Origin of the sequence: Micromonospora sp. NPDC049049 (assembly GCF_040649115.1) — a bacterium.
Lineage (GTDB): Bacteria > Actinomycetota > Actinomycetes > Mycobacteriales > Micromonosporaceae > Micromonospora.
Genome location: NZ_JBEZEX010000006.1, coordinates 90,272 through 114,875 on the forward strand (window position 1 = coordinate 90,272; position 24,604 = coordinate 114,875).

Consider the following 24,604-nt stretch of genomic DNA (forward strand, 5'->3'; position numbering starts at 1 on the left):
GCGGCCGCTGATCAGTCATTTCCATGTGCGTGTGCCTCCTCCCGACGGCTACGAAGTACGGGTGACCAACGAGGTAACCGTTCCCCTGCTGCCCTGCGCGTCCATCGACGACATCGTCGCCTTCTACGAGGTGCTCGGTTTCCACACCACCTACCAGCAGCGCAAACCCAACCCGTGCGTGGGGTTGCAACGCGAAGATCTACATCTGCAGTTCTTCGAGATCGCGGGGTTCGATCCGGCGCAGTCCTACGGGTCGTGTCTCGTGCTGACCTCGGACACGGGGCAGCTGTACCGGGCTTTCGCGGCGGGAATGCGTGCCGCGTACGGCAAGGTGTTGGTCTCCGGGACGCCCCGGATGACCCGGCCCCGCGCGCGGAAGAACGCCGACGGGCTGAGCGGCTTCAGCGTCATCGATCCAGGCGGCAACTGGATCCGCGTCTTCCAGAACGCCTCGGTCTCCCCCGCGTCGGCGCCGACTGGGCGGCTGGGCAAGGCGATGGCGAACGCCGTCGTGCAGGCCGACTCCCGAGGGGACGCCCGGCAGGCGGCTCGGATTCTCGACAGTGCGCTGGGCCATCCCGATACAGATGACGACCCGGTCGCGTTGGTGGAGGTGCTCGTGTACCGCGCTGAGGTCGCGATGGTCCTGAACGATCCGGCCACGGCGATCGAGATGCTGGCCCGTGTCGACCGTGTCGCGTTGAGCGCGGACCAGGCCACACGGGCTGCGGCTGCGTATGAGGCCGCTACCGACCTTGCGGCAGCGCTGTCCTAGGAGCAGCGTGACCTGATGTTCTCAGTAGACGAACGCGACCGGATCCAGCGGCGGCTGCTGCATCTGGCGGAACAAGACAGCGGTGTCGTCGCCGCCGCGATCACCGGCTCGCACGCCACGAACGATGAGGATCGCTGGTCGGACATCGATCTGGCCTTCGGGGTCAGTGACCCGCTCGACGCCGTCATGCGTCGATGGACGCGACAGATGTATCAGGACTTCGCGGCGGTCCACCACTGGGACCTCGCGGCCGGGTCCGCGATCTACCGGGTGTTCCTGCTGCCTCACTGCCTGGAAGTCGACCTCTCCTTCAGCCCGGAAGGCGAGTTCGGGCCGCGAGGCCCGAGTTGGCGCCTCATGTTCGGGCGTTCCACACCATCCCGGGCCCCCGCGTCGAGCGGCCACGACGGCACAGCCGGCCTGGCATGGCACCACGCGCTGCACGCACGGATCAGCATCGAACGAGGCAGATTCTGGCAGGCCGAGCACTGGATCAGCGCCATGCGGACCCAGACGATCGCACTCGCCTGCCAGCGTCTGGGCCACCCCACCAGCTACGCCAAAGGCGCTCACCTACTGCCCTCCGACATCACCGGCCCGCTCGAAACGACATTGGTCCGTTCCACTGACGAGGTCGAGTTGCGCCGTGCGCTCTCGGCGGCCGTGACGGCCCTGACTGCGGAACTCACCCGTACGGACCCGACGCTGGCCAATCGGTTACACCCGGTTCTCACCGAACTCGCCGCGACCGATCGGCCGCCGGACGACGGGACGCGCTCCGCACCCGGATGACGGCGGGTGTTGACCGAGCCGATGGTCACGATGGTGGGTGTGCCCCAGGCCCGGGCAGCAGATCGATGTCCGTAGCCCGCATGGGCTGTTCGCACTCCGAGCACCGTAGTTCGACGTGACTGATCTCGCCGCAGGCGTGGTGGCGGTAGAGCACCGGCGGGCCGGCGTCGCCCGCCGTCCACCGGTCACCCCAGCGCACCATGACGAGCAGTAGATCGCACAGCTCCCGGCCCTTGTCGGTGAGCAGGTATTCGTGTCGGACCGGCCGGGTCGAGTATTCACGCTGGGTCAGGACGCCCTGTTCGACCAGCCAGTTCAGCCGCTCGGCGAGCACCTTGCGGGAGATGCCGAGCCCTCGCTGGAGTTGCTCGAAGCGGTGTGTGCCGGCGTAGACGTCCCGCAGGATCAGCGGAGACCACGGCTCACCGATGACGTCGAGGGTGCGGGCGATCGAGCACGCCATGGTGCCGAACTGCGTTCGCTGCATGACGCCACGATACGCAAGGTGGTTCCTTCAGGGAACTGACTCTGTTAGCGTCACATCAGTACATCTCTTTAAGAAACTGACTGGTCTGTGCCCCCTCCACACGTGCAGGGAAGCCGAAAAGAGGCCCGCATGAACCATCCGCCGATCGCGCCGACCAGGGACTGGCAAGACGCAGTGAACACCTTGCGCGTCCGCGAAAAGGCACTCACCCGCCAGCTCGACGCAGTGGCCGCGGCGCGCCGCCGGCTGCCGATGACGCCGGTCGAGCAGGACTACGTGTTCGAGGGCCCGTCCGGGCCTGCCAGTTTGACCGACTTGTTCGAGGGCCGCCGTCAGCTCATCGTCTACACCTTCATGTGGCACGGCGTCGACGCTGTCTGCTCCGGCTGCTCGCTGTTCACCGACAACGTCGGACACCCGGCCCACCTCAACGCCCGCGACGTCACCCTGGCGTTGACGTCCCATGGCCCGCTGGACGACCTGCTGGCGTTGCGGCGGCGGATGGGTTGGGCCCTGCCCTGGTACTCGTCGCTGAACAACAGCTTCAACGCCGACATGGGAACCGGTGACGGGTTCGCGCTGAACGTCTTCCTCCGCGCCGACGACCGGATCTTTCGCACCTACACCACCACCTCCCGCGGCGTGGAACGGCTCGGCAGTAACTGGTCCTTCCTCGATCTGACGCCGTACGGCCGACAGGAGACCTGGGAGGACTCGCCGGAAGGCTGGCCGCAGACCCAGCCGTACCAGTGGTGGCGGCTGCACGACGAGTACGACACCACAGAGGATCCGTCATGACAGTCGACACACCGGTCGTCGAGCTCCTCTTCCAGCAGGAGGACGCAACACCCTTCAACACCGACGTGGCGACAGTCAAGCCCTGGAGCCAGGCATTGGCCTGTCTGGAGTCGGCACACAAGTGTTGGCTGTCGACGGTGGGACCGGGTGGCCGTCCCCATGCGGCCCCGGTGATGTCGGTGCTGCTGGACGGGGCTCCGTGCATCGCGAGCCGCCCGAGTTCCCGCAAGAGCCGCAACCTGGCCCACAACCCCCGAGCTGTCATCACGGTGAGCAGCGACGACCTCGACCTGGTGGTGAACGGTGCGGCTCACCAGGTGTCGGGCGACGCCGCGCTGCGCCGGGTGGCCGCCGCCTTCGCCACAAAGTACGGCTGGACGTTCGCCATCAGGGACGGCCGAGTCCATGACGACAGTCTGCCGGGAGCGCCCCAGTACGCCTTTTACGAGGTCTCCCCCGTTCGGGCTTTCGGCTACGGCCCGGACGGGCTGACCGCGACTCGTTGGCGGTTCAACCGCACCTGAGTGACCGGGCGCGGGGCGACCCAGCAGAGAGTCGCCCAACGCCCGGTCGCCGTTGGTTGGTCTGGCCCGCAGCCTCGACGACGAGGCCGCCGGCCTGAGATCAGTGGGCCGGCTCGCCGAACCAGCGGCAGAGGTGCTGGTCCAGGTCCCGCTGGTCGTCACCGACCCAGGCGACGTGGCCGTCGGGGCGCAGCAGGACACCGGGGACGTCCAGTGTTGCGGTCGGATCGGCCAGGTGATCGACCCGGTCTGACCAACTGCCGACGGTCAGGCGTTCGGTCCGGTCCAGCAGCAGGCCCCGGCCGTGGTGCAGCAGACCGTAGAGGTTGCCCTGCCGCACGGCGATGTCGGGCAGGCGGCGACCGAGCAGGTCAGGGCCCGCGCCGAAGTCGTAACGGATGCCGATGGCGGTGATCTTCCCCAGCAGATGGAGGTTCACCTCGTCGAAGTCCATCAACTCGATGAGCAGCCTCCGCACCGCCTGTGCGCCCGGTTCGGTGGACAGCAACTCCGTCTGGGCTCGGGTGTTGTCCAACACCGCTTCGGCGACGGGGCGGCGTTCGGCCTGGTAGGTGTCCAGCAGTGCCTCCGGCGCCCAGCCGCGGATCCGCGCGGCCAGTTTCCAGCCGAGGTTGATTGCGTCCTGAACGCCCAGGTTGAGGCCCTGCCCGCCGATGGGCGGATGGATGTGCGCCGCGTCGCCGGCCAGCAGCACCCGCCCGACCCGATACCTGTCGGCCAGCCGGGTGGCATCACCGAAGCGGGACAACCAACGCGGGGAGTGCACGCCGAAGTCCGTCCCGGCGACGGCGCGCAACTGGTGCTTGAAGTCGTCGAGGGTGGGCGATTCGGCGCGGTCGCTGACCCCGGCGGCGGGCACCAGGACGCTGTAGACCCCGACGCCGGCTGGCTGGAGCCAGAATCGCTGATGGGTCTCGCGGACCTTGGCCACCGTGACGGCCAGCTCCTCCTGCGGGACGCCCACTTCCATCTCGCCCATCAGGCTCTCGGTCCGGGCGGGCTCGCCGGGAAAGCCGATGCCGAGCAGTTTGCGCACCGTGCTGCGCCCGCCGTCACAACCGACGAGATAGCGCGACCGCAGCTGTTCCCCGTCGGCCAGTTCGACTGTCACACCCTCGTCGTCCTGCGTGAGGCCGGCGACCGCGCAACCACGTCGGACCTGCGCGCCCAGTGCGATGGCGTGTTCTTCGAGCAGACGTTCGATGACCGGCTGCGGGATACCCAGGAGGTAGGCGTACCGGGGATCCAGGCCCTCGGGCGCGGGCTTGGGGATGGCGGCGAAGAAGGCGCTGGCCGGACGCCGCCGCCCGTGCGGGAGGATGCGGTCCAGCAGCCCGCGCATCGCCATCAGCTCCAGACTGCGGATGTGCAGGCTGACGATGCGGACGGCCGACGTCGGCTCGGTCTCCTTCTCCAGAACGAGGACCCGCACGTCGTGCAGTCGTAGTTCGGCGGCGAGCATGGCACCGGTCGGCCCGCAGCCGGCGATGATCACGTCGTACGTGCGATCGGTCGACGGTGACGTGGTGGAGAGTTGCACAGGTATTGCCTTTCGGGAGTGCCGTGTTGGCAAGGCGCTCCCGGCGACGCCTACGTCAATCGCCCGACCGTGACGGCAAGGGGGAGCACCCACATCGCTGCAACGTTCATGGGTCTCACCTCCTCAGGCGGTGTCGCGGTCACCTGCAAGCTATCTCCCCCAGCGCGATTCCGTCGAGCTCTTTCCCCGCCACGTGATCACGGGGTCGGGTGGGTCAGCGATCGGTGGAGCCACTCGGCCATCAGCGCGCGTTCGGCGTCGGTGAGCCCCGGGAGGTCGGGCAGCACCGTCGCGAAGGTCACCGCGACGGCCTTCGCGGTGGTGTCGGGTGTCGCTGGAGTTGTCGCCAGGATGCCGGAGAGCACGGTCTCGAGCATGGCCTCCCCCAGACCGAGGTCTCGCTGGTCGGGGGGCATTCCCAGCAGCGTGAGGATGGTTCCGTTGCCCGCAGAGTGGATCATCAGCAGTGCGCGCTCCTCGTCGACCCGGAGCAGGCCGGCTGCGGCGAGTCGCCGGACGCGGCGACGTAGCACGTCGAGGCCGGCGACTGTCGCCGGCGAGGGTGCGCCGCTCCCCCGGGTGGCGATCAGCGCGTACAGCTCGGGGTTTGTCAGGCCGAACTCCACGTGCAGGCGCCATCCGGCGCGTAGATCCGTTACGGGGTCGCCCGTCGGGGCGTCGGCGGCGACCGATTTGCCGCTGACGTAGGCCGCCATGACGTGCTCGGCGACGGCGTCGATGAGGCCGTCCTTGTCGCCGAACAGGCGATAGATGGTCGGCGCCTGGACGCCCGCGGCCTGGGCGACGGCGCGCGTCGTCACCGCGTTCGCGCCCTTCTCCCGCAGCAGTTGGGTCGCTGCCGCGACGATGCCCGCACGGACGTCGTCGCGGGTGTCCTGCGTCGTCACCATGAAGCGATGCTAACAGCGTCTTGTTATCCCCGAATTATCGGTGCTAACGTCTGCCAAGTACCGCCGATAACAAGGGAGTGCTCATCATGATCGTCGTCACCGGTGCCACTGGAAACCTCGGGTCCCAGATCGTCGACCGGCTGCTCGACCGACTGCCGGCCGACGCCGTGGGTGTGAGCGTGCGCGACGTCGACAGAGCAGCCGGCCTCGCCGAGCGGGGCGTACGGGTGCGCGCCGCGGACTTCACCGACCCGGCCACGCTGAAGCACGCCTTCGAGGGTGCCGACAAGGTCCTCATCGTGTCCGCCGCGATCCGCGGTGCCGGCGCGTTCGTCGCGAACCGGGCCGCCATCGACGCCGCCCGCGCCGCGGGAGCCAACCGGGTCCTCTACACCAGCCACCAGGCCGCCTCCCGGGACTCGCTCTTCGCCGCCCAGCCGATCCACGCCGCCGCCGAGGAGCACCTGGCCGAACTGGGGGTTGCCTTCACCGCCCTGCGCAACGGGTTCTACGCGAGCACGCTCAGCCTCTCCATCGGCGCCGCGCTTGAGACCGGGCAACTCGTGGCGCCGGCGGACGGCCCGGTGTCCTGGACCGCGCACGCCGACCTGGCCGAGGCCGCCGCCGTCGCTCTCACCGAGGACGGCGTACTCGACGGGGTCACGGCACCGTTGACCGCCGCGGAGATGCTCGACCTCGAAGCGGTGGCCGTCATCCTCAGCGACATCACGGGCCGCACCGTCGAACGTGTCGTCGCCGATGACGACGAGTGGCGGGAGGCCGCCATCGCGCGAGGCATGCCCGCGGCTGCGGCCGACTTCACCCTCGGCATGTACCGCGCGGCGCGAGCGAAGGAGTTCGCCGTGACCGATCCGACGCTGGAGACGGTCATCGGCCACGGCCCGACACCCGTCCGCTCGGTGCTCGAGGCCATCGTCGCCCGGCGATGACGCTCCCTCGAGCCGGTCAGCGCAGCATCGCCCGGGTCATGCGGCGGGTGGCGACGTACATCGCGATCGAGCCGAACGCGACGAGGTACGCCATCGGGATCAGCAGCTCCCAGCCGACGTGGCCCACCGCGGGTTCTCGGACCAGCTCGATGCTGTGGTAGAGCGGTAGCGCCTGGATCACCGGCCGCACCGCCTCCGGGTAGACCGACAGGGGATAGAACGTCGTGGCGAACAGGTACATCGGCAGCATGAACAGCTGGATGTACTGGAAGTCGGGAAAATCGCGCAGGTACGTGGTGACGGCCAGTCCGCCGGCCGCGAACGCGTACGAGATCAGCAGCGACGCCGGCAGGGCCAGCAGCACCCAGGCCGACGTGACCAGCCCACCGACGGCCATGAGGGCGAGGAATCCGATCGACGTCAGCAGCCCGTTGATCATCGCGCTGGTCACCTCGCCGACGGCGATGTCGGTGACGGAGAGCGGTGTCGGCAGGATCGCCTCGTAGGTCTTCTCCACTCTCATCCGGATGAACACACCGAAGCTCGTCTGGTTGAACGCCGTGTTCATCGCCGTGGTCGCCAGGATCGCCGGGGCCACGTAGGCGGCGTACGGGACATCGACCCCGGGGACCGTGCCGACGAGCATCCCGACGCCGACGCCGATCGACAGCAAATACAGGATCGGTTCGACGAGAGCGTTGAGCAGCGGCGTGACCGACCGGCGGTAGATCATGAAGTTGCGTTCGATGAGCGCCAGGGCCCGGCGTCTCGTCCAGGTGGGTACGGCGACGGTGGTCATGGTGCCTCCAGGAGGCTTCGGGCGTGGGCCGTCACGGATGCAACCGCCGGCGGTAGGTGACCCGGGCGACCAGGTAGCCACCGATGGCGAGTGCCAGTAGGTAGCCGATGTGCACGGAGCTGCCGGCGACCGTCGCCGTACCCAGGCTGAGGGTGCGACACAGCTCCACCCCGTGCCACAGCGGCAGCAGATAGGACACCGGTCGGATCCACTCGGGTAGCTGCGAGACCGCGAAGAACGTGCCGGAGAACATGTAGAGCGGCATGATGACGAAGCGGAACACCGTGTCGATGTGGCGCAGCTTGCGTACGCCGACCGCCCACGCGGCGGCTGGTGCCGCGAACGCGACCCCGGTCAGCGTCGCGCCGAGCAGGGCGCCGAGGGCCCACCATCCTCCGATCAACCCGAACGCGGCCATCACCACGATGAAGGCGCCGCTGGCGATGAGCACCCGGAAGGTGATGAAGAGCAGGTGCCCGGCGGCGAGTTGCTCGGGCCTCAGCGGCGTCGGTGTGGCGCTGCGGTAGGCCCCGAAGCCGGCAGCCCGGGCGACACCCGGGGCCCCTTCCAGGAACGCGTTCTGCATCGCGGCGGCGGCCAGCATGCCCGGGGCGAAGAACGCCGCGTACGAGACGCCGGTGATCTGGGCGGGCGCGTTGTCGTCGACCAGGGCGCCCAGCCCGGCGCCGATGCCGATGAGGAACAGCAACGGGTTCAACACGTTGATCACGATCGAGCCCCGCCAGGTACGCCGGTAGCGGGTCAACCAGTACCCGAACACACGAAACACCAGTGGTTTCTCCTGCTACTCGATGAGCGATCGGCCGGTGAGCTTGAGGAACACGTCCTCCAACGTCGCGCGGCGGACCAGTGCGGTGAGCGGCGTGAGCGACATGGCGTGCACCGTGGCGAGGGCCGCCTCGCCGTCGGCGGTGTAGACGAGCACCCGGTCGGGGAGCAGTTCGACGCGGCCGTCGGTGTCGTTGCCGCCGGTGGCCAGCGCCGACGTCCGCAGTTTCTCCGCCGCGGTGTCGCGTTCGTCGAGGCGGAAGCGGAGTTCGAGAACCTCGCGGGTGGCGTACCTGGTGATCAGTTCCCGGGGTGAGCCCTGCGCGACGATGCGGCCGTGGTCGACCACGATGATGCGGTCGCAGAGCTGCTCGGCCTCGTCCATGTAGTGCGTGGTGAGGATGAGCGTGACGCCCTGCTGTTTGAGCTGGAAGAGCCGGTCCCACAGGACGTGTCGGGCCTGCGGGTCGAGGCCGGTGGTCGGCTCGTCGAGCAGCAGGATGTCCGGTTCGTTGATCAGGGAGCGGGCGATGGTGAGCCGCCGCCGCATGCCGCCGGAGAGCGTCTCGACCTGGTCGCCGGCTTTCTCCTGCAGCTGAGCGAAGTCGAGCAGTCGGGTCGCGCGGTCGCGGATGACGGCCCGCGACAGGCCGAAGTATCGCCCGTAGATGTGCAGGTTCTCCCGCACGGTGAGTTCGTTGTCCAGGTAGTCGTCCTGCGTGACGACACCCAGCCTGGCCCGGATCTCCGGTCCCTGTCTCATCGGGTCCATGCCCAGCACGCGCAGGCTGCCCCCGGTGATCGGCGACGTGGCGGCGATCATCCGCATGGTGGTGGACTTGCCGGCGCCGTTGGGACCGAGGAGCCCGAACGACTCACCCCGTTCAAGCGCGAAGTCGATGCCGTCGACAGCGCGGAACTCCGCAGTGGACCCACGTGCTGGATAGACCTTCGTCAGATCTCTCGCCTCGACCAGCGCATGTTCGCTCACCCCGGCAGCCTAGGGAGAGTCGACAGTGGAGTGCAAGATCTGAGCAGATATTTGTAATTTCCAGACGTAGTCTGGATTTGACCCTCGACCGGGTCGAGGTCCGACCATCGGCGACATGACCGACCAGACGACCGCCGACCCGACCATGACCCGCATCATCGAGGCCGTGCAGTTCGGCCAGAGCGGCGCACCTGCCCGAGCCCGTGAGCTGCTCACCGCGTTGTGGGACGAGCTCGGCCCCACCGGTGACGCCCTGCACCGCTGCACCCTGGCGCACTACCTCGCCGATCTGCAGGACACCACCGAGGCGGAGCTTGCCTGGGACGAACGGGCCCTGGCCGCCGTTTCCGACCTGACCGACGAACGCGCCCAGCGGTATCTGTCCTCGCTCCAGGTCCAGGCGTTCCTGCCGTCGCTGTACCTCAACCTGGCCGACTGCCACCGGCGCCTGGGCAACGTCGGCCCGGCCCGGGAGCACCTCGCCCGAGCCCGCGAACACCTGGTGCGGTTGCCGGACGACCCGTACGGCGAGAGCATCCGCGCCGCGGTCCGGGACTTCGTCGCTGACGATCCGACCGACCGTCGGCGGTAACGGTCGGTCGGGTCACCGGTCCTGGCGAGCGACGCCGGTGCGGTACTCCTGCGGCGAACGTCCGTAGTGGGCACGGAAGAGGCGGCTGAAGTGGGCCTTGTCCGGGAAACCCCAGCGGGCGGCGATGGCCTGAATCGACTGCCGCAGCAGCGGGTTGCCGAGATCACGCCGGCACTGCTCCAGGCGCTTGGCGCGGATGAGTTCGGCAACGGTTGTCGCCTCCGCCTCGAACAGCCGGTGCAGCGACCGCACCGAGATGTGGTGGGCTGCGGCGACGCTGCGAGGGCTGAGCTCGTCACTGTCGAGGTGGCGGTCGATGAAGTCGACGACCCGGGCTCGTAGTGCGGTCTGCCGCGCTTCCGGCGACAGGGTGTCCTCGATGTCGAGGTACTGGGCGAGCGCCGCGGTGAGCAGGTCCACCGCCACCCCGCCCAGGATCTCGGCCTCGGTCGGCTCGAACTGCTCCGGGTGTGCCGCGATGTTGCGCAGGTGGTGGGACAACAGCCCGCCGACGCCGAGGTGCGACGGCATCGGCGTGGCCAGCAGACTGCGGAGCCGGTCCGGCGCCAGGGGCAGCGCCGCGTACGGTATCTGCACGGTGATCGTGGTGGCGGGGCCGGAGCCCTCGACGCGGTGTCGGGCGACGTGCGGTCGTGCGGTGTCCAGGAGCGTGAAGTGGTTCCCGGCTTCCAGCGTGGACTCGGTGCGGTCCTGGATCAACGTGCTGTGACCCGTCAGTGGTATCGCGAGTTGATAGAAGTCCCCCTCGATTCTGCGGACCAGTTTCGTGGGCCGGATCGCGTCCAGCGACGGGTAGCGCAAAGAGGCCATCCGGATGCGGCCGAGATCGATGGCCTGGGCGTAGGCCACGAAGTTGTCCAGGTGACCGCTGCTGATGTGCACCGGTGCCGTCTCTTGAACCACCAGGGCGTACCAGAACGCGAACCGGTCCGCCGGAGGCAACACCGTCGTGTCCAAAACCAGGTTGGGCAACACTCCGCTCGCCTCCCCGCATATGCGAAGATGGATTCTTGCATGCCTCGACGCTCTTTACCCGCGACGGGAATCCCACGCCCGGTGCTACCCGGCGGGTTGGCGAGTGTCGGCGGTGACCGGTGCCGACATTCGGGAGGCAGCCGACGAGATGACCAGCGTGCTGCTGCCCCACCGGGACCGCGACTGGTCGGTGCCGGCCGGCCCGCTGAGCTGGAGCTGCTGGACGACAGCGGCGCACGTCGCGCACGATCTCCTCGCGTACGCGGGCCAGGTCACCGGCCGCCCGGATGACGGCTATCTGCCGTACGACCTGCGGGTCTCCCCCGACGCGAGCCCGACGCAGGTGCTCACAGTGGTGCGGGCCTGCGCTGGTCTGCTGGCCGCCGCCGTCGACGCCACCTCGCCGGACGTGCGGGCCTGGCACTGGGGTCCGTGCGACCCGGCCGGTTTCGCCGCCATGGGCGTGGCTGAGACTCTGCTGCACACCCACGACATCACCCTCGGTCTCGGTGTGCCGTGGCAGCCGTCGCAGCGGCTGAGCGCGCTGGTGCTGCGCCGACTCTTCCCGGACGCCCCGCCCGGGTCGGCGCCCGAGGTGCTGCTCTGGATGACCGGCCGCGGCGAGCTGCCCGGCCGGGCCCGGCGTACCTCCTGGAGCTGGCGGGCCGCTGTCGACTGACTCGCACCGACGTTGCGGGGTGGGTGGTCGCCCGGAAGGCGACCACCCGGTTGGAGCGTCAGGGTCAGGTCCAGCTGATGCCACGGTTACGAACGCTGCGCATGCCCTTCTCCTCTCCCCTCGGTGACGGCCCCCGTGCCCGCCAGGTGACCTCAGAGTCGGCCACTGCCTGCTTCGGCGGTAGGGATGTCGGCGTTCGAAGTCGTTCGGGCTTGTTCGACCGGGCACTCGGACGTCACAGCTCTGGAGTCGGGTCGCCGTGACCACAGCGGCACGACAGCGAGAACAGCCACCAGCCCCGACAATCCGCTGAAACCGATCACCGTGGTGGCCGGCCACCGGTCGGCGCCCAGACCCGCGAGGACCATGGCCGTTCCCTGGAGCCCACTGAGGCCGGTGATGGCCACCCCGAACGCGCGTCCCCGGTACTGCGTCGGCACCGCCCGGCCGAACAACGCGTTCAAGGGGATGGCGAAGGCGCTCGCGGCTCCGGCCAGCACCAACAGCAGGAGCATCATCCACAGCGGAGGGACCAACCAGGCCACCGTCAGCACGCCGGCCGACATCGCGGCCAGCGGCAGGATGAGCCGTGGCCGGGCCGCCGGTGGACAGAACCGGGTGAGCGCGACCCCACCGAGGGACATCCCCAACGGCGCCGCCGCCAGCAACAGCCCGACGGTGCCGGCGCCGCCGCCGTACTGTCGGGCCAGCGGCGCCATCAACCCCTCGGCCGCGTAGGTGAAGGCACTGGCCATCCACAGGACCAGAACGTAGGACCGCAGCCGCGAATCGGCGAAGATCACCCGCAGACCGACCGCCCGGCCATGGCCCGCCGGGGCCGACCGCGTTCGAGGTGCCGCGCGGGAACGCACGCCGATCCCGATCAGCAGAGCCGAGACCAGGAACGTTCCGGCGTCCACCAGCAGGGCCCCGCGCAGCGACAGCAACGCCACCAGACTCCCGCCGACGGCGAAACCGACTACCTGCACCACCTGGGCGCAGATGTTGTCCACGCCGTTGGCCACCGCGTAACGGTCGTCGTCGAGCACTTCCGGCATCAATGCCGCCCGCGCCGCCACGAACGGTGGCCGCATCAGGTTGACCACGAACAGGAGCACCACCAGGGCCGGCGCGGGGAGAGCCGGCAGCGCCGCCAGCGGGATGAGCGCCGCGCGGGCCAGGTCGCACGCGATCATCACGCTTCGCCGGGGGAACCGGTCGGCGAGACCGGACAGCAGCGGTCCACCGGTGAGCCAGGCCAGGTAGGAACTGGCGTAGGCGGCCGCCGCCAGTGCGGCCGAGCCAGTCTGGCTGAACACGAGATAGGCCACGGTCACGGCCGTGAGCTGGTCACCGGCCAGGGACAGCAGGTACGCACCGAACAGGTGGCGGTACTCGCGCACCGCGAACACCTCGGCGTACGTCGCGGCGCGCTCGGTCACGTCGCCCTGCCCCTCCCGCGCCGGCGGTCGTCTGGGCGCTCGGCGCAGACCGTATCCGCGTTCGCGTGGTCGCGGCCGGGAACGAGCGTTCGGACCTGTTCGGGTCCGTTCGCGACAGGTACGGACGGTCGACGCGGGAAGGCGTCGACAGTGCTAGCCGACGTGCAGCGAGTGCCGGTGGCCGTCGAGCGGGAAGGGCGGCCGGGCCGGCAACACCTCCTGGAACACGAAGCCGCACTTCTGCGCCACCCGGCAGGACGCCACGTTGTCCACCTGGTGCAGCAGGTCGAGACGCACCACGTCGGGAAACCGGTCGAACGCCCAGCGGCTCAGCGCGGTGACCGCACGCGGGGCGACGCCACGGCCGCGTGCCCATGACGCCGTCCAGTAGCCGACCTCCGGGGCCGGGCGCTGCGCCGTGACCCCCTTGAGCACCACGTTGCCCACCAGCCGGGCGCCGTCGGCCTGCTCTTCGAGGACGGCGAAGGTGTACCGCCGCCCGTCGGCCCAGTCGCGCAGCGCGCCTTCCAGCCACCGTCGGGCCTCGGCGGCGTTGGTCACCGAAGCTCTGGTCCAGCGGCGCAGGACCGGATCCCGGTACGCCCGCACCAGCTCATCCAGGTCGTCGGCGCACCACTGACGCAGGGCGACACCCGGCGTCGAGGGCGTGTCGGGTGACCGCGATTCGATCAGCATCGGCACAGTCTGCCGTGGCGGTGGCCCGGCGGTCAGCCCCGACGGCGCCACCGCCGCCACCAGCTACGCCGGGGTCGGCGCGCGGGCGCCGGTACGTCCGCCGCTTCGGTGACGGTTGTGGTGACCTTGGGGCGGGCACGTTCGGCGCGCCAGCGGCGGATCACGTCCTCGGTGTTCACCGGGCGTACCGCGACCCGGGGGCCGTCGTCGGGGAAGCGCAGCCACGCCACGATCTGCGCGTTCAGCTGTCCCACGAAGTCGCGGACGGACTGTTCGGTGGGCAGGTCACGGACTTCGTCGGGGACCTGCTCGATGCGTCGGCGCAGTTGCAGCGACGTGGGCAGGAGCAGGTCACTGGGGAGCGCCTCGCGCTCCAGGAAGCTCTTGATCCACCACGCCTCGTCATACGGCGCCCCCCGACCGGGGATCGGCTTTCCCATGCCGGGCAGGCGGTCGAACTCGCCGCGCTGAACGGCATCCTGGATCTTCGCCTCCACTGACGCTTTCCACGCCTCGGTCACCGTGCGGCACCTCCCTGGCCACCGTAACGCGCCGCCTGCGACCGGCGACACGCCCTTGCCAGGGGTCAGCACGCCCGCGACGGTGAGCATTCCCGCCGACGGTGCTGCCGTCGCGCCGAACGCGAGTGGATCACTGCGGATCGCAGGCCACGGCCTGTCAGGTGGCCCTGGGTGGGGACGTTCAGCCCGATTACGGTCGGTGAGGGATCCATCGGACGGGGGAAGCGTCATGGTGAGTACGGGTGCACTGCTGGGCATCGCGCTGGTGGCGTTGGGGCTGGTGCTCACGCCCGGCCCGAACATGGTCTATCTGGTCTCCCGCTCGGTGGCGCAGGGCCGCCGTGCCGGGCTCATCTCGCTGCTCGGGGTCGCCGCCGGCTTCGGCGTCTACCTGGTGGCGGCGGTCGCCGGCCTGGCCACCGTCTTCGTCCTGGTGCCGACGCTGTACGCGGTGGTGAAGCTGGCCGGCGCCGGCTACCTGCTCTGGCTGGCCTGGCGGACGCTGCGCCCGGGTGGGCAGTCACCGTTCCGTCCCGCGCCGCTGCCACCGGACCCGCCCCGGCGGCTGTTCACCATGGGCCTGGTCACCAACCTGCTCAACCCGAAGATCGCGATCCTCTACGTATCGCTGCTACCGCAGTTCATCGACCCGACGCGGGGGCACGTGGCCACGCAGAGCCTGCTGCTCGGTCTGACCCAGATCGTCGTGGCGCTGAGCGTGAACGCGCTGATCGTGCTCAGCGCCGGCGCCCTCGCGGGGTTCTTCGCCCGCCGGCCGGTGTGGTTGCGGGTGCAACGGTGGGTCACCGGCACCGCGCTCGCGGCGCTGGCTGTTCGCATCGCCGCCGACCGCTCGCGCGCTGCCGTCGCCACGCCCTGACCCGGGCGGTCAGCGCTCCCGGTGGCGGTCGAGCATCCCCGCGGCCAGCGGCGCGGCGTCCAGGTCACCGGCGGCGAGCCGGGCGGCGAGGGTACGGCGTACCAGCCGGTCGGCCAGCGCGGGCGCGTGCCGGCCGACGGCCATCTCCAGCCGACCGCGTGCGGTGGTCGCCACGTCCCGGGGCGCCCGCCGGGCGGTGGCGGTCCGCAGGATCGCCGCGACCACTCCTTCGACGGGCTCGGGGCGCGACACCCCTCGCAGGGACAGCCTGGCCTCGGCGGTGCTGTCGTGGATCGGTGAGGCGACCATGCTCGGGTAGACGACGCTGACCCCGACGTGGGTGCCCACCTCGTGGCGCAGCGCGTCGGCGTAGGCGACCAGGGCCCGTTTGCTCACCCCGTACGCGGCGGCGAGCGGCAGCGGCAGCACCGCCATCCGGCTGGCCACGAAGATCACCCGTCCGCGTGCGGTGAGCAGTGGCGGCAGCGCGGCGGCGGTGGTACGCCAGGCGGCGAGCAGGTTGACCTCCAACTGCTGGCGGACCACCTCGTCGGGCGGCAACTCGGCCGGGGCGGGACCACCGACACCGGCGTTGTTGATCAGCAGGTCGAGCCCGCCGAGCCGGTCGACGGCGGCCCGCACCCCCGCCGGTACGGCGTCCGTGTCGGTCAGGTCGCAGGCCAGCACCGGCACGTCGCCGTCGGAACGGGCGTGCAGGTCGAGCCCGACCACCCGGGCGCCGGCAGCGCTCAGCGCGGCGCCGAGGTGGCGGCCAAAGGTCCCGCTCGCCCCGGTGACCAGCACCCGCCGACCGGTCAGCGATCTCGTCACCGCCCGGCTCCGCTCGGGGTGGGGCGGGCACGGCGGGTCCCGACGCTCAACTCCCGGGCCAGCTCGGCCAGGTAGACGTCGAAGTCCACCCGCATCGCCGGGCGGCGCTGACCCCAGCGGGCGGTCGCGGCCCGCAGTTCGGCCCGGCACGCGGCGCGCTGTCGGGCCGGGTCCGGCAGCGCGTACCGGCCGGCGAGGTGCGCCGCGATCAGCTTGGCCTGCGCCTCGACCAGGGGGAAGGCGGAGCCGGTGGACTGCATCAACCCGACGAAGCTCAGCCCGGGGGCGTCGGGGTGGAACACGTGCCGGTACAGCGGCAGGGTGTCGGCGCCTCCGGCGAGCAACGCCGGGTCGAGAAACGGGATATCCACCCGGTAGCCGGTGCACCAGATGATCAGGTCGACGGTGTCGCTGCGGCCGTCGGTGAACTCCACCCGGTCGCCGTCGAGGGCGGCGACGCCGGGTCGGGCCTCGACGTCACCGTGGGTCAGCCGCGACAGCAACCCGTCGGAGAGCGTCGGGTGGTCCTGCAGGAAGCCGTGCGTCGGCGCGGGCAGCCCGTAGCGGCTGGGGTTGCCGACGGTGGCGCTCAGCATCGTCTGGGTGATGCGTTGGCGCAGACGCCACGGCAGTCGGCGGGCCAACGCCCCGTTGAGGGTGTCCGAGGGTCGTCCCAGCAGGTACTTCGGTACCACCCAGACGCCTCGGCGCAGCGACAGCAGGGTGCGGGTGGCGGCGTACGACGCGTCGACGGCGATGTCCATCGCGGAGTTGCCGCCGCCGACGACCAGGACCCGCCGGCCGGCCAACTGCTCCGGACCCCGGTAGTCGTGGCTGTGGATCTGCTCGGCGGTGCAGGTGCCGGGGTAGCCGGGGTCGGGGAGGCGGGGCACCCGGTTGTGCCCGTTGGCGACGACCACAGCGTCGACGGTGACCTCGACCGGGCCCGTCGGGCCGCTGGCGGCCACCGTCCAGGTGCCGTCGGGGTGCTGGGTGACCCGCTGCACTGTGTGCCCCAGCCGGATGCTGTCGGCGAGGCCGAAGCGCGCGGCGTAGTCGGCGAGGTAACCGGCGACACGACTGTGGTCGGGGTAGTCGGGCCAGTCGGTCGGCATCGGGTGGTCGGCGAACTGGGTGCGACCACGGCTGGTGTTGAGGTGCAGCGTGCGGTACGCGGGCGAGTCGGGCGCCCCGTACACCCAGAGGCCACCGACCTGCTCGGCGGCCTCGAAGCCCACCGTTGCCACGTCGACGTCGCGCAGTGCCTTGACCGCGGCGAGCCCGGCGGCGCCAGCCCCGATCACCGCCACCCGAGGTGGTACGCCCATTGCCGCCCCCATTAATCCAACGTCTGATGGATAATCGTCGCGTGGCGGCGGCCCGTCAAGGGGGCGGCGATCCATAGAGCCCGTCGAGCAGGCGATGCACGAACACCCGGAACTCGCGCCGTTCCCGAGCGCCGGGAGCGCCCGCGGCCAGCGCCACCACATGCCCGTGCGTCGCCCACACCAGACTGCGCACGGTGATGTGCGGGGTCGGCTCGGCCAGCGCGCCGGTCGCCGCGGCGGCGGTGAGCAACTCCGCGACCAGCCGGTACAACGGGTCGGCGTAACGCTGGTCCAACTCGGCGTGCCGCTGCGGTTCCAACCAGCGGCGCAACCACAGCGCGGTGGTCTCGGGGCGGTCCTCCAGAAAGTCGACGAAGACGTCGACCAGCTCGTGCAGGGCCCGTCGCGCCGCGTCCGGACCCGCGTCGAGAGCGGCACGGGCCTGCTCGGCGGCCTCGGTCAGCACGTCCCGCTCGGCGGCGAACACCCGGGCGAAGCACGCGTCGTAGAGCGCTGCCTTCGTACCCGTGTGGTGCGCGACAGTGGCGACGTCGACGCCGGCGGCGGCGGCGACCTCCCGCAGCCCGACGGCGTCGAAGCCCCGCTCGGCGAAGAGCGCGGTCGCCGCGGTGAGCACCACCTCGCGGGTCGGCCGGGTCTCGTCGCGGCGGGGCCGACCCGGGCGGCGGCGGGGCATGGTCATGGCCGCCATTCTGCCCCTAGAATCCAGCGACCGTTGGATTGCGGAGAGGATGCGGCGATGACCGGGCTGGACCGGCGGCCCGCGGCCGCCACCGAAACGACACTGCCACGCGGCCCCCTGGCGGGCTTCGCGGCCGGGTCGCTCGGCATGGGCGTCTGGGTGACAGTGCCCGGCCTGCTGCTGCTCTACTTCCTCACCGACGTGCTGGCCGTCGCGCCGTGGCTGGCCGGCCTGGCGCTGCTGCTGCCGAAGGTCGCCGACGTGCTGCTGCACCCGTGGGTGGGGCACCGCGCCGACGTCGAGCAGACCCGACGCGGCGACCGTCGTCGCCTGCTGCTGATCGGCTGCGCCCTGCCGGTCGCGTTCGCCGCGCTCTTCGCGGTGCCCGGCGGCCTGACCGGCACGCCGGCCGCCGCGTGGGTGGCGGTGTTCTTCATCGCCGGCAACCTGCTCTTCGCCGCCTACCAGGTCCCCTACCTGGCCACCCCGGCCGACCTGCGCATCGGTTATGACGAACGCACCAGGTTGATGGCGTTCCGGATGGTGGTGCTGACCCTGGGCATCCTGGTCTCCGGGCTGCTGGCCCCGCTGCTCACCGGCGGCGACGCCGCGACGCGGGGCGGCTACCAGCGGATGGGCGTGGTCCTGGCCGTGGGGATGCTGGTGGCCATGCTGGTCGGTGTCGCCGGCATCGCCCGGCTGCGCGGGTCCGCGCCGGCCAGCACCGCGCCCGGGCACGGCGGGTGGCGGGCGTTGCGCACGGCGTTGCGCGACAGGCAGTTCCGGTGGCTGGTCGCCGCGTACCTGGCGATGTCCACCACCACCCACCTGGTGCTCGCCGGGGTGCCCTACTACGCCGAGTACGAGCTGCGCGCCCCCGGCCTGACCACGGTGCTGGTGGCCGCGTTCGTGGCGCCGGCGCTGCTGGTCACCCCGGCCTGGCTGGTGGTGGCCCGACGCGTCGGCAAGCAGCGGGCGCTGCTCGGCGCGCAGGGCGCGTTCGCGATCGGCTCGCTGGTGCTGGCGGTGGGCCGACCGGCCGGCCTGCCGGTGCTCATCGGCGCGGTGGCGGTGCACGGGGTGGCGTTCGCCGGCATGCAGCTGTTGCCGTTCTCGATGCTGCCCGACGTGATCCGCAACGCCGGCGGCACCGGGGCCGGCACCTACACCGGGGTGTGGACGGCCACCGAGGCCACCGGCGCGGCCCTGGGCCCGTACGCGTACGCGCTGTGCCTGACCGTGGGTGGTTTCGTGGCCTCGACGGCCGGTGAGTCGCCGGTGCAGCCCGACGCCGCGCTCGCGGCGGTCCGCTACGGCTTCGGGTTGCTGCCGGCGGTGGCGATGCTGGCGGCGGTGCTGCTGCAACGCCGCTACACCCTGGACGCGACGGCCCGGGCGGCGAGCTGATCGGCCGGCACTAGACTTCGCCCTCGATGGACGCCCAGCCCAGCACCACCGAGACCCGCCCGTGCGCCCACTGTGGAGCACCGGTGCCGCAGCGTGTCGGCGCGGGTCGACCGTTTCGCTACTGCCGCGACAACGACGGCGCCTGCCAGCGCGCCTCGCGCAACAGCCGGATGCGCCACCGCAACGCCCCCGGTCTGCCCGGGCAGGTGGCCCGCACCTGGGAGGCGGTGGATCGGCTCGACCAGATCGTCGAGACGTTGACCGAGTCGCTGCACGCCGAGTTGTCCCCGGTGGGTGTGCAGCGGCAGCTCGCGCAGGTCCGCGCGGAGGCCGCCAGCGAGATCGCGGCGGCGCAGACCGAACGCGACGAGGCCCGCGACGACGCCGAGAACGCGGCGGCCGACGCGGCGCGCGCCCGCGAGCAGGCCCGCGAGGCCCGCGCCGAGGCCGACGACGCCCGCCAGCGCGCCGAGCTGGCCCAGCGGCAGGGCGCCGCCGCCGACGAGCGGGCACAGCACGCCGAGGCCGCCCGCGACCAGGCGCGCCACGACGCCAGCGCCGCCGAGGCGCTGCGCGCCCAGGCCGAACGCGACCGCGACCAGGCCCGCGCCGAGGCGCGGGACCTGCGCACGGAGCGCGACGCCGAACGGCAGCGGGTGGCCGACCTGAGCGTGGAACGCGACGCGCTGCGCGCCGAGGCCGAACGGGCCAGCCGGGCCGCCGCCGAGGCGACCGAGCGGGCCGGGCGGTGGCAGGCCGAGGTGCAGGACGTCCGGCGCCAGATCGAGCAGTCGCGCGCCGACGCGGCGCGGACCCGCGCCGAGGCCGCCGACGCCGCCCGGGCGCGCGAGCAGGCCGACCGGGCCCGCGACCGCGCCGAGGTCGCCGCCCGGCAGGCCGACGACGCCCGGCAGGAAGCCGCCGAGGTCGCGGCGCGGCTGCGCGCGGAGGTGGCGGCCCTGGCCGCCCAGCGCGACACGCTCACCGCCGAGCTGACCGTGGCCCGGCAGGCCGCGGCGACCGCCGAGGGTCACCGCACCGCCCTGACGGTACGACTCGACGCCGCCGAGACCGATCGGGATCTCGCGCAGCGGCGGGTGGCGCAGCTCGGTGACCAGGTCAGCGACCTGGCGTTGGCGCTGGCCCGCCTCGGCGCCACCACTGCGAAGGACGCCACCTGACGATCGTGGCGCAACCTTCGGTAGGCTCAAGCGGTTAACCACCCCGGTGGCAGCGGACACGCACCGTCGTCCCGACCCGCCTGGGGATCACCTCACCGGGTGAGCGTCCCGGCCGGCTACCCTTGGTCCCGGCCCACCCGTGGACGCCTCACGCCCTCGGGCGGGAATGGCTCGACGGGGACGCACCGTTACACCCAGAAGACCAGCACCACGAACGAGGGGAAGTCGATCATGGGCGAGCGTATGCTGCGCGGAAGCCGCCTTGGCGCGGTGAGCTATGAATCCGACCGCAACACGGAGCTCGCGCCGCGTCAGACCCGCGAGTACCTCTGCGCCAAGGGCCACCAGTTCGAGGTGCCGTTCGCCGTCGACGCCGAGGTCCCGACGACCTGGGAATGCAAGTTCGACGGCAGCGTCGCCCGACTCGTCGACGGCAACGAGCCGGAGCAGAAGAAGGCCAAGCCGCCGCGTACCCACTGGGACATGCTTCTGGAGCGGCGTTCCATCGCCGAGCTAGAGGACATCCTGGAGGAACGCCTGCAGGAGGTTCGGACCCGCCGCGGCCGCGCCTGAGCCGCACGACGTACGACGACGGCGCCCCCGGGGTTCTCCCCGGGGGCGCCGTCGTGTCTGCGTGTGGCGTGGTGTCAGTGCCGGCCGGGTTCGACGATCTCGCCCTCGATGGCGCGACCGCCGTCGACCACCACGGGCTGTTCCGGCTGCGGTGTCGGTTGCGGCGCACCCTGGCGCACCCGCACCGTGCGGGGCCCGAACAGGTCACCGGCGACCATCGACGACACCCGCCGCTCGGTGGCGCGGCGCACCCCGACGCGGGCCAGTCGACGCACCGGCGGCACCAACAGCAGCAACCCGACCAGCCCACTGACCAGGCCGGGCACCGCCAGCAACAGTGCCCCGGCCAGCCCGACCAGCCCGTCGGTCACCTGCCCACCCGGGGGTTGACCGGCCGACGCCGCGGCCCGGAACCCACGCCAGGCGCGCATCCCCTCGCGGCGCAGCAGGACCAACCCCAGCAGGGACGCGGCGAACACCAGCAACACCGCCGCGCCGAACCCCAGCGCCCGTCCCACGCCGACGAACACCGCCAGCTCCAGCACCACCGCCAGCAACAGGGCCAACGGTACGAACCTCAGTCCTCGGCGCATCTCACCTCATCGCCATTCCTGCGGACACCACGGACGTGTTCCGCTCATCCAGCATGACACGGCCGCGCCCACGGCCACCGTGCCTGACCCGCTCACGGCCACCGTGCCTGGCCGGTGGCGGTGCCGTGCAGGCCCCGGCGTACCGCCTGGCGCCGGTCGCGCACCCCCCAGGCGGTGATCCGCCACAGCGCCTCGGCCACGATCTTCGGGCTCATCTTGCTGTCGCCGCGCTCCCGCTCGGCGAAGGTGATCGGCACCTCCACGATCCGTACCCCGGCCCGGTGCGCCAGCCGCGACAGCTCCACCTGGAACGAGTAGCCCTGCGAGGTCACCGACTCCAGGTCGATGGCGTCCAACGCGCTGATCCGGTACACCCGGTAACCGCCGGTGGCGTCCGAGACGGGCATGCCCAGCGCCAGGCGCGCGTACAGGTTGCCGCCGCGTGACAGCAGCAGCCGTCGCAGCGGCCAGTTGAGCACCCGCGCGCCGCTGGTCCACCGGGAGCCGATCACCACGTCGGCGTCGCGGGCGGCGTCCAGCAGCGCCGGAAGGTCCTCCGGGGCGTGCGAGCCGTCGGCGTCCATCTCCACGACCGCCTGGTAGCCACGCTCGCGCGCCCACCCGAAACCGGCCAGGTACGCCGCGCCGAGGCCCTCCTTGCCCTGGCGGTGCAGCACCTGCACGTGCGCGTCGCCGTCGGCGAGGGCGTCGGCGATCGCGCCGGTGCCGTCGGGGCTGTTGTCGTCGGCGATGAGGATCCGCACCGCCGGGGCGGCCCGCCGGACCCGGCCCACGATCACGGCGATGTTGTCGGCCTCGTTGTAGGTGGGGATCACCACCAGTACCCGGCCCACTCCGGGCACCTCGTCCGTGCGTCGGATCGTATCGGTCGCCTGGATCACGGTTCCTCCGCTCCCGCCGGCCTACCGGCTGTTGCTATCCGGGCCTGACCCGCTGCCGCCGGCGCAGCACCGCCGCGCCGACCAGGGCCGCCGCGGCCAGCGCGGCGAGCGCCACCTCGGGCCACCAGCCGACGCGGGTGGCGAGGGTGCGTCCGTCGTCGAGCCGCAACTGCCGCACCACGACCTCCCGGGTGTTGAACCCGGTGGCATCGCTTACCCGCCCGTCGGGTGCGACGAACCCGGACACCCCGACCGTTGAGGCCATCAACGCCGGCCGTCCGTGCTCCACCGCCCGCAGCCGCACCATGGCCATCTGCTGGCGGGCCTCTGCCACGTCGAAGGTGGCGTTGTTGGTCTGCACCACCAGCAGTTGCGCGCCGCCGGTGACGGTGTCGCGGACCACCTCGTCGTAGGCGACCTCGAAGCAGATCACGTCACCGAGCACGGTGGGGCCGGCGCGTACCACGCCCGGGGTGCTTCCGGGCACGAAGTCGTTGCGGATCAGGTCGACCTTCTTGCTGACCATCCGGGCCACGTCGCGCAACGGCACGTACTCGGCGAACGGCACCGGGTGGCGTTTCGTGTACAGCTGCTCGAGGTCCGCGCCGGTGCCGGGGTGCCACAGGATGCCCGCGTTGCGGACCTGCCCCGCGTCGGGGCCCAGCAGCACCGCGCCGACCAGGATCGGCGCGCCGATGGTGTCGGCGGCCTGGGAGATGCGCGCCCCGGCGGTGGGGTTGCGTAGCGGGTCGATGTCGCTGGAGTTCTCCGGCCACACCACCAGGTCGGGTCGCCGCTGTTGCCCGGAGGCGACCCTCTCGGCCAGTTCGATGGTGGCGTCGACGTGGTTGTTGAGCACCGCCTGCCGTTGGGCGTTGAAGTCCAGGCCCAGCCGGGGCACGTTGCCCTGCACGATCGCCACTGTCACGTCCGCGCCGGACCCGGCGGAGGCGACCGGCACCAGCAGCGCCCCGGCGGTCAGCGCGACGGCCACGACGGCCGGTACGGCCACCGGCGCCCAGCGACGCCCCGCGGCACCCCCGGCGCGTGCGGGGCCGTCCAGCGGGCTGTCAGCGCCCGGCACGGCGTCGCTCGCCGTGGTGGTGGGCTCGGGTGCGTGGTGCTGGGCGGTGACCCAGCCCCGCCAGACGGCGGTGACCAGCAACCCGCCGATGAGGGCCACGACGAAGGTGACCAACGGGGCGCCGCCCAGCGCGGCCAGCCGCAGCAGCGGCGAGTCGTCCTGGCTGAACGCCAACCGCCCCCACGGGAACCCGCCGAACGGGGTGCGGTCGCGCAGCGCCTCCTGCCCGACCCAGAGCAGCCCGGTCAGCGCCGGCCACGCCCAGCGGGCCCGGTCGACCAGCGGCGACACCCAGGCGGTGGCGGTGCCCAGCAACGCCAGGTAGCCGGCCTGCAGCAGCGTCAGCAGCACCCACGGCAGGTAGCCGGTGTGCAGGTTCGTCCAGGCCAGCAGCGGGGCGAAGAACGCCAACCCGGTCAAGAAGCCCAGACCGGCGCCGGCGCGCAACCGCCGCCGGTGCGCGGCGGCGGCCAGCAACGCCACCCCGACCGGCGCGAGCGGCCACACGCCGTACGGGGGGAACGCCACCAGCAGGGCCAGCCCGGCGGCCACGGCCAGGGGCACGGCGACCCGCAGCGGCAGGGGCCGACCCACGACGGCAGGCGCGCTGATCACCGTGGGGGCGGGTGTCTCATCCCGGTCCAGCATCGTCACCGCAGCTTCACCTCGATCACCCGGCGAAGGCTACCCGCCTGACGGTCCCGCTGGCCGGGCCCCCTGTTCGCCGATCTTGCACTTCCGGTGCCGACACAAGGGGCATTCCCGCCCACATCAACGACACAAACCGCAAGATCGCCGGGAGCGTGTGCGGGTGGGCGG

Annotated in this window: 27 protein-coding genes; 11 read left to right on the forward strand and 16 right to left on the reverse strand. The window is 71.5% G+C overall.

Annotation, left to right across the window (positions count from 1 at the left end):
* Positions 1-61: 61 nt before the first annotated feature.
* Together AB0B68_RS08980 and AB0B68_RS08985 are read left to right on the forward strand one after the other, a co-directional pair.
* A complete protein-coding gene (locus AB0B68_RS08980) occupies positions 62-775 on the forward strand; it encodes a VOC family protein (RefSeq protein ID WP_357258996.1) in 714 nt (237 codons plus the stop codon).
* Positions 776-790: 15 nt separating this feature from the next.
* The gene (locus AB0B68_RS08985; RefSeq protein ID WP_357207346.1) at positions 791-1,567 is read left to right on the forward strand and encodes a nucleotidyltransferase domain-containing protein; all 777 of its coding nucleotides are present in this window, start codon (positions 791-793) and stop codon (positions 1,565-1,567) included.
* 25 nt (positions 1,568-1,592) lie between these two features.
* Here AB0B68_RS08985 and AB0B68_RS08990 read toward each other — a convergent pair whose 3' ends face one another.
* On the reverse strand, positions 1,593-2,054 hold the full coding sequence (locus AB0B68_RS08990; RefSeq protein WP_357207344.1) for a helix-turn-helix domain-containing protein: 462 nt from the start codon (positions 2,052-2,054) through the stop codon (positions 1,593-1,595).
* 129 nt (positions 2,055-2,183) lie between these two features.
* Here AB0B68_RS08990 and AB0B68_RS08995 point away from each other — a divergent pair, with 129 nt between their 5' ends.
* Positions 2,184-2,852 (forward strand): DUF899 domain-containing protein, encoded by a 669-nt coding sequence (locus AB0B68_RS08995; protein WP_357258768.1) that lies wholly within the window; start codon positions 2,184-2,186, stop codon positions 2,850-2,852.
* Complete coding sequence (locus AB0B68_RS09000) at positions 2,849-3,376, forward strand: pyridoxamine 5'-phosphate oxidase family protein (protein WP_357258771.1); 528 nt, start codon at positions 2,849-2,851, stop codon at positions 3,374-3,376. Before AB0B68_RS08995 ends, AB0B68_RS09000 begins: the two co-directional genes overlap by 4 nt.
* Before the next feature lie 100 nt (positions 3,377-3,476).
* On the opposite strand, the gene rox is transcribed toward AB0B68_RS09000, so the two are convergent.
* Together rox and AB0B68_RS09010 are read right to left on the reverse strand one after the other, a co-directional pair.
* On the reverse strand, positions 3,477-4,937 hold the full coding sequence (gene rox, locus AB0B68_RS09005; protein WP_357258774.1) for a rifampin monooxygenase: 1,461 nt from the start codon (positions 4,935-4,937) through the stop codon (positions 3,477-3,479).
* Between the two features lie 197 nt (positions 4,938-5,134).
* Positions 5,135-5,848 (reverse strand): TetR/AcrR family transcriptional regulator, encoded by a 714-nt coding sequence (locus tag AB0B68_RS09010; RefSeq protein WP_357207442.1) that lies wholly within the window; start codon positions 5,846-5,848, stop codon positions 5,135-5,137.
* 86 nt (positions 5,849-5,934) lie between these two features.
* On the opposite strand from AB0B68_RS09010, the gene AB0B68_RS09015 reads away from it, so the two are divergent.
* On the forward strand, positions 5,935-6,798 hold the full coding sequence (locus AB0B68_RS09015; RefSeq protein ID WP_357207445.1) for an NAD(P)H-binding protein: 864 nt from the start codon (positions 5,935-5,937) through the stop codon (positions 6,796-6,798).
* A gap of 16 nt (positions 6,799-6,814) precedes the next feature.
* Here the strand turns inward: AB0B68_RS09015 and AB0B68_RS09020 are convergent, their stop codons facing one another.
* From AB0B68_RS09020 to AB0B68_RS09030, 3 genes are read right to left on the reverse strand one after another with little or no spacing between them, the layout of a single operon-like run.
* Positions 6,815-7,597 carry an ABC transporter permease gene (locus tag AB0B68_RS09020; RefSeq protein ID WP_357258777.1) on the reverse strand — a complete coding sequence of 261 codons (783 nt, stop codon included), beginning with the start codon at positions 7,595-7,597 and terminating at the stop codon, positions 6,815-6,817.
* Positions 7,598-7,628: 31 nt separating this feature from the next.
* Positions 7,629-8,387 carry an ABC transporter permease gene (locus AB0B68_RS09025; protein ID WP_357258780.1) on the reverse strand — a complete coding sequence of 253 codons (759 nt, stop codon included), beginning with the start codon at positions 8,385-8,387 and terminating at the stop codon, positions 7,629-7,631.
* Between the two features lie 15 nt (positions 8,388-8,402).
* Positions 8,403-9,344, reverse strand: coding sequence for an ABC transporter ATP-binding protein (locus AB0B68_RS09030; RefSeq protein WP_357258999.1), 942 nt, complete (start codon positions 9,342-9,344; stop codon positions 8,403-8,405).
* 148 nt (positions 9,345-9,492) lie between these two features.
* Here AB0B68_RS09030 and AB0B68_RS09035 point away from each other — a divergent pair, with 148 nt between their 5' ends.
* Complete coding sequence (locus AB0B68_RS09035) at positions 9,493-9,969, forward strand: hypothetical protein (RefSeq protein WP_357258783.1); 477 nt, start codon at positions 9,493-9,495, stop codon at positions 9,967-9,969.
* 12 nt (positions 9,970-9,981) lie between these two features.
* Here AB0B68_RS09035 and AB0B68_RS09040 read toward each other — a convergent pair whose 3' ends face one another.
* The gene (locus tag AB0B68_RS09040; protein WP_357258785.1) at positions 9,982-10,962 is read right to left on the reverse strand and encodes a helix-turn-helix domain-containing protein; all 981 of its coding nucleotides are present in this window, start codon (positions 10,960-10,962) and stop codon (positions 9,982-9,984) included.
* Between the two features lie 115 nt (positions 10,963-11,077).
* Between AB0B68_RS09040 and AB0B68_RS09045 the strand changes: the two genes are divergently transcribed.
* Entirely contained in the window at positions 11,078-11,644 is a 567-nt protein-coding gene (locus AB0B68_RS09045) for a maleylpyruvate isomerase N-terminal domain-containing protein (RefSeq protein WP_357207459.1), read from the forward strand.
* Between the two features lie 152 nt (positions 11,645-11,796).
* Here AB0B68_RS09045 and AB0B68_RS09050 read toward each other — a convergent pair whose 3' ends face one another.
* The 3 genes from AB0B68_RS09050 to AB0B68_RS09060 all read right to left on the reverse strand — a co-directional run bounded on the left by AB0B68_RS09050 (position 11,797) and on the right by AB0B68_RS09060 (position 14,303).
* Positions 11,797-13,086 (reverse strand): MFS transporter, encoded by a 1,290-nt coding sequence (locus AB0B68_RS09050; RefSeq protein WP_357206564.1) that lies wholly within the window; start codon positions 13,084-13,086, stop codon positions 11,797-11,799.
* Between the two features lie 153 nt (positions 13,087-13,239).
* Positions 13,240-13,782, reverse strand: a complete 543-nt coding sequence (locus AB0B68_RS09055) for a GNAT family N-acetyltransferase (RefSeq protein ID WP_357258788.1) — start codon at positions 13,780-13,782, stop codon at positions 13,240-13,242.
* Positions 13,783-13,814: 32 nt separating this feature from the next.
* Positions 13,815-14,303, reverse strand: coding sequence for a DUF1992 domain-containing protein (locus AB0B68_RS09060; protein ID WP_357206560.1), 489 nt, complete (start codon positions 14,301-14,303; stop codon positions 13,815-13,817).
* Between the two features lie 229 nt (positions 14,304-14,532).
* Here AB0B68_RS09060 and AB0B68_RS09065 point away from each other — a divergent pair, with 229 nt between their 5' ends.
* Positions 14,533-15,183, forward strand: a complete 651-nt coding sequence (locus tag AB0B68_RS09065; protein WP_357258791.1) for a LysE family translocator — start codon at positions 14,533-14,535, stop codon at positions 15,181-15,183.
* Between the two features lie 9 nt (positions 15,184-15,192).
* Here the strand turns inward: AB0B68_RS09065 and AB0B68_RS09070 are convergent, their stop codons facing one another.
* From AB0B68_RS09070 to AB0B68_RS09080, 3 genes are read right to left on the reverse strand one after another with little or no spacing between them, the layout of a single operon-like run.
* Positions 15,193-16,014: an SDR family NAD(P)-dependent oxidoreductase gene (locus AB0B68_RS09070; protein ID WP_357258794.1), complete on the reverse strand. Its 822-nt coding sequence runs from the start codon at positions 16,012-16,014 to the stop codon at positions 15,193-15,195.
* A complete protein-coding gene (locus AB0B68_RS09075; RefSeq protein ID WP_357206554.1) occupies positions 16,011-17,342 on the reverse strand; it encodes an NAD(P)-binding domain-containing protein in 1,332 nt (443 codons plus the stop codon). The genes AB0B68_RS09070 and AB0B68_RS09075 overlap by 4 nt, the downstream gene beginning before the upstream one ends.
* A gap of 55 nt (positions 17,343-17,397) precedes the next feature.
* Complete coding sequence (locus AB0B68_RS09080) at positions 17,398-18,045, reverse strand: TetR/AcrR family transcriptional regulator (RefSeq protein WP_357258797.1); 648 nt, start codon at positions 18,043-18,045, stop codon at positions 17,398-17,400.
* A gap of 57 nt (positions 18,046-18,102) precedes the next feature.
* Between AB0B68_RS09080 and AB0B68_RS09085 the strand changes: the two genes are divergently transcribed.
* The 3 genes from AB0B68_RS09085 (at position 18,103) to AB0B68_RS09095 (ending at position 21,206) form a co-directional block, all read left to right on the forward strand.
* Complete coding sequence (locus tag AB0B68_RS09085) at positions 18,103-19,452, forward strand: MFS transporter (protein WP_357258800.1); 1,350 nt, start codon at positions 18,103-18,105, stop codon at positions 19,450-19,452.
* A gap of 26 nt (positions 19,453-19,478) precedes the next feature.
* Positions 19,479-20,633 (forward strand): hypothetical protein, encoded by a 1,155-nt coding sequence (locus AB0B68_RS09090; RefSeq protein ID WP_357258803.1) that lies wholly within the window; start codon positions 19,479-19,481, stop codon positions 20,631-20,633.
* Positions 20,634-20,864: 231 nt separating this feature from the next.
* Positions 20,865-21,206: an RNA polymerase-binding protein RbpA gene (locus AB0B68_RS09095; protein WP_091398247.1), complete on the forward strand. Its 342-nt coding sequence runs from the start codon at positions 20,865-20,867 to the stop codon at positions 21,204-21,206.
* Between the two features lie 74 nt (positions 21,207-21,280).
* Here the strand turns inward: AB0B68_RS09095 and AB0B68_RS09100 are convergent, their stop codons facing one another.
* The 3 genes from AB0B68_RS09100 to lnt all read right to left on the reverse strand — a co-directional run bounded on the left by AB0B68_RS09100 (position 21,281) and on the right by lnt (position 24,433).
* Positions 21,281-21,799, reverse strand: coding sequence for an FxsA family protein (locus AB0B68_RS09100; RefSeq protein WP_355007467.1), 519 nt, complete (start codon positions 21,797-21,799; stop codon positions 21,281-21,283).
* 92 nt (positions 21,800-21,891) lie between these two features.
* Positions 21,892-22,680, reverse strand: a complete 789-nt coding sequence (locus AB0B68_RS09105; protein WP_357206568.1) for a polyprenol monophosphomannose synthase — start codon at positions 22,678-22,680, stop codon at positions 21,892-21,894.
* A 55-nt stretch (positions 22,681-22,735) separates the two neighbouring features.
* The gene (gene lnt, locus AB0B68_RS09110) at positions 22,736-24,433 is read right to left on the reverse strand and encodes an apolipoprotein N-acyltransferase (protein WP_357259002.1); all 1,698 of its coding nucleotides are present in this window, start codon (positions 24,431-24,433) and stop codon (positions 22,736-22,738) included.
* Positions 24,434-24,604 lie beyond the last annotated feature (171 nt).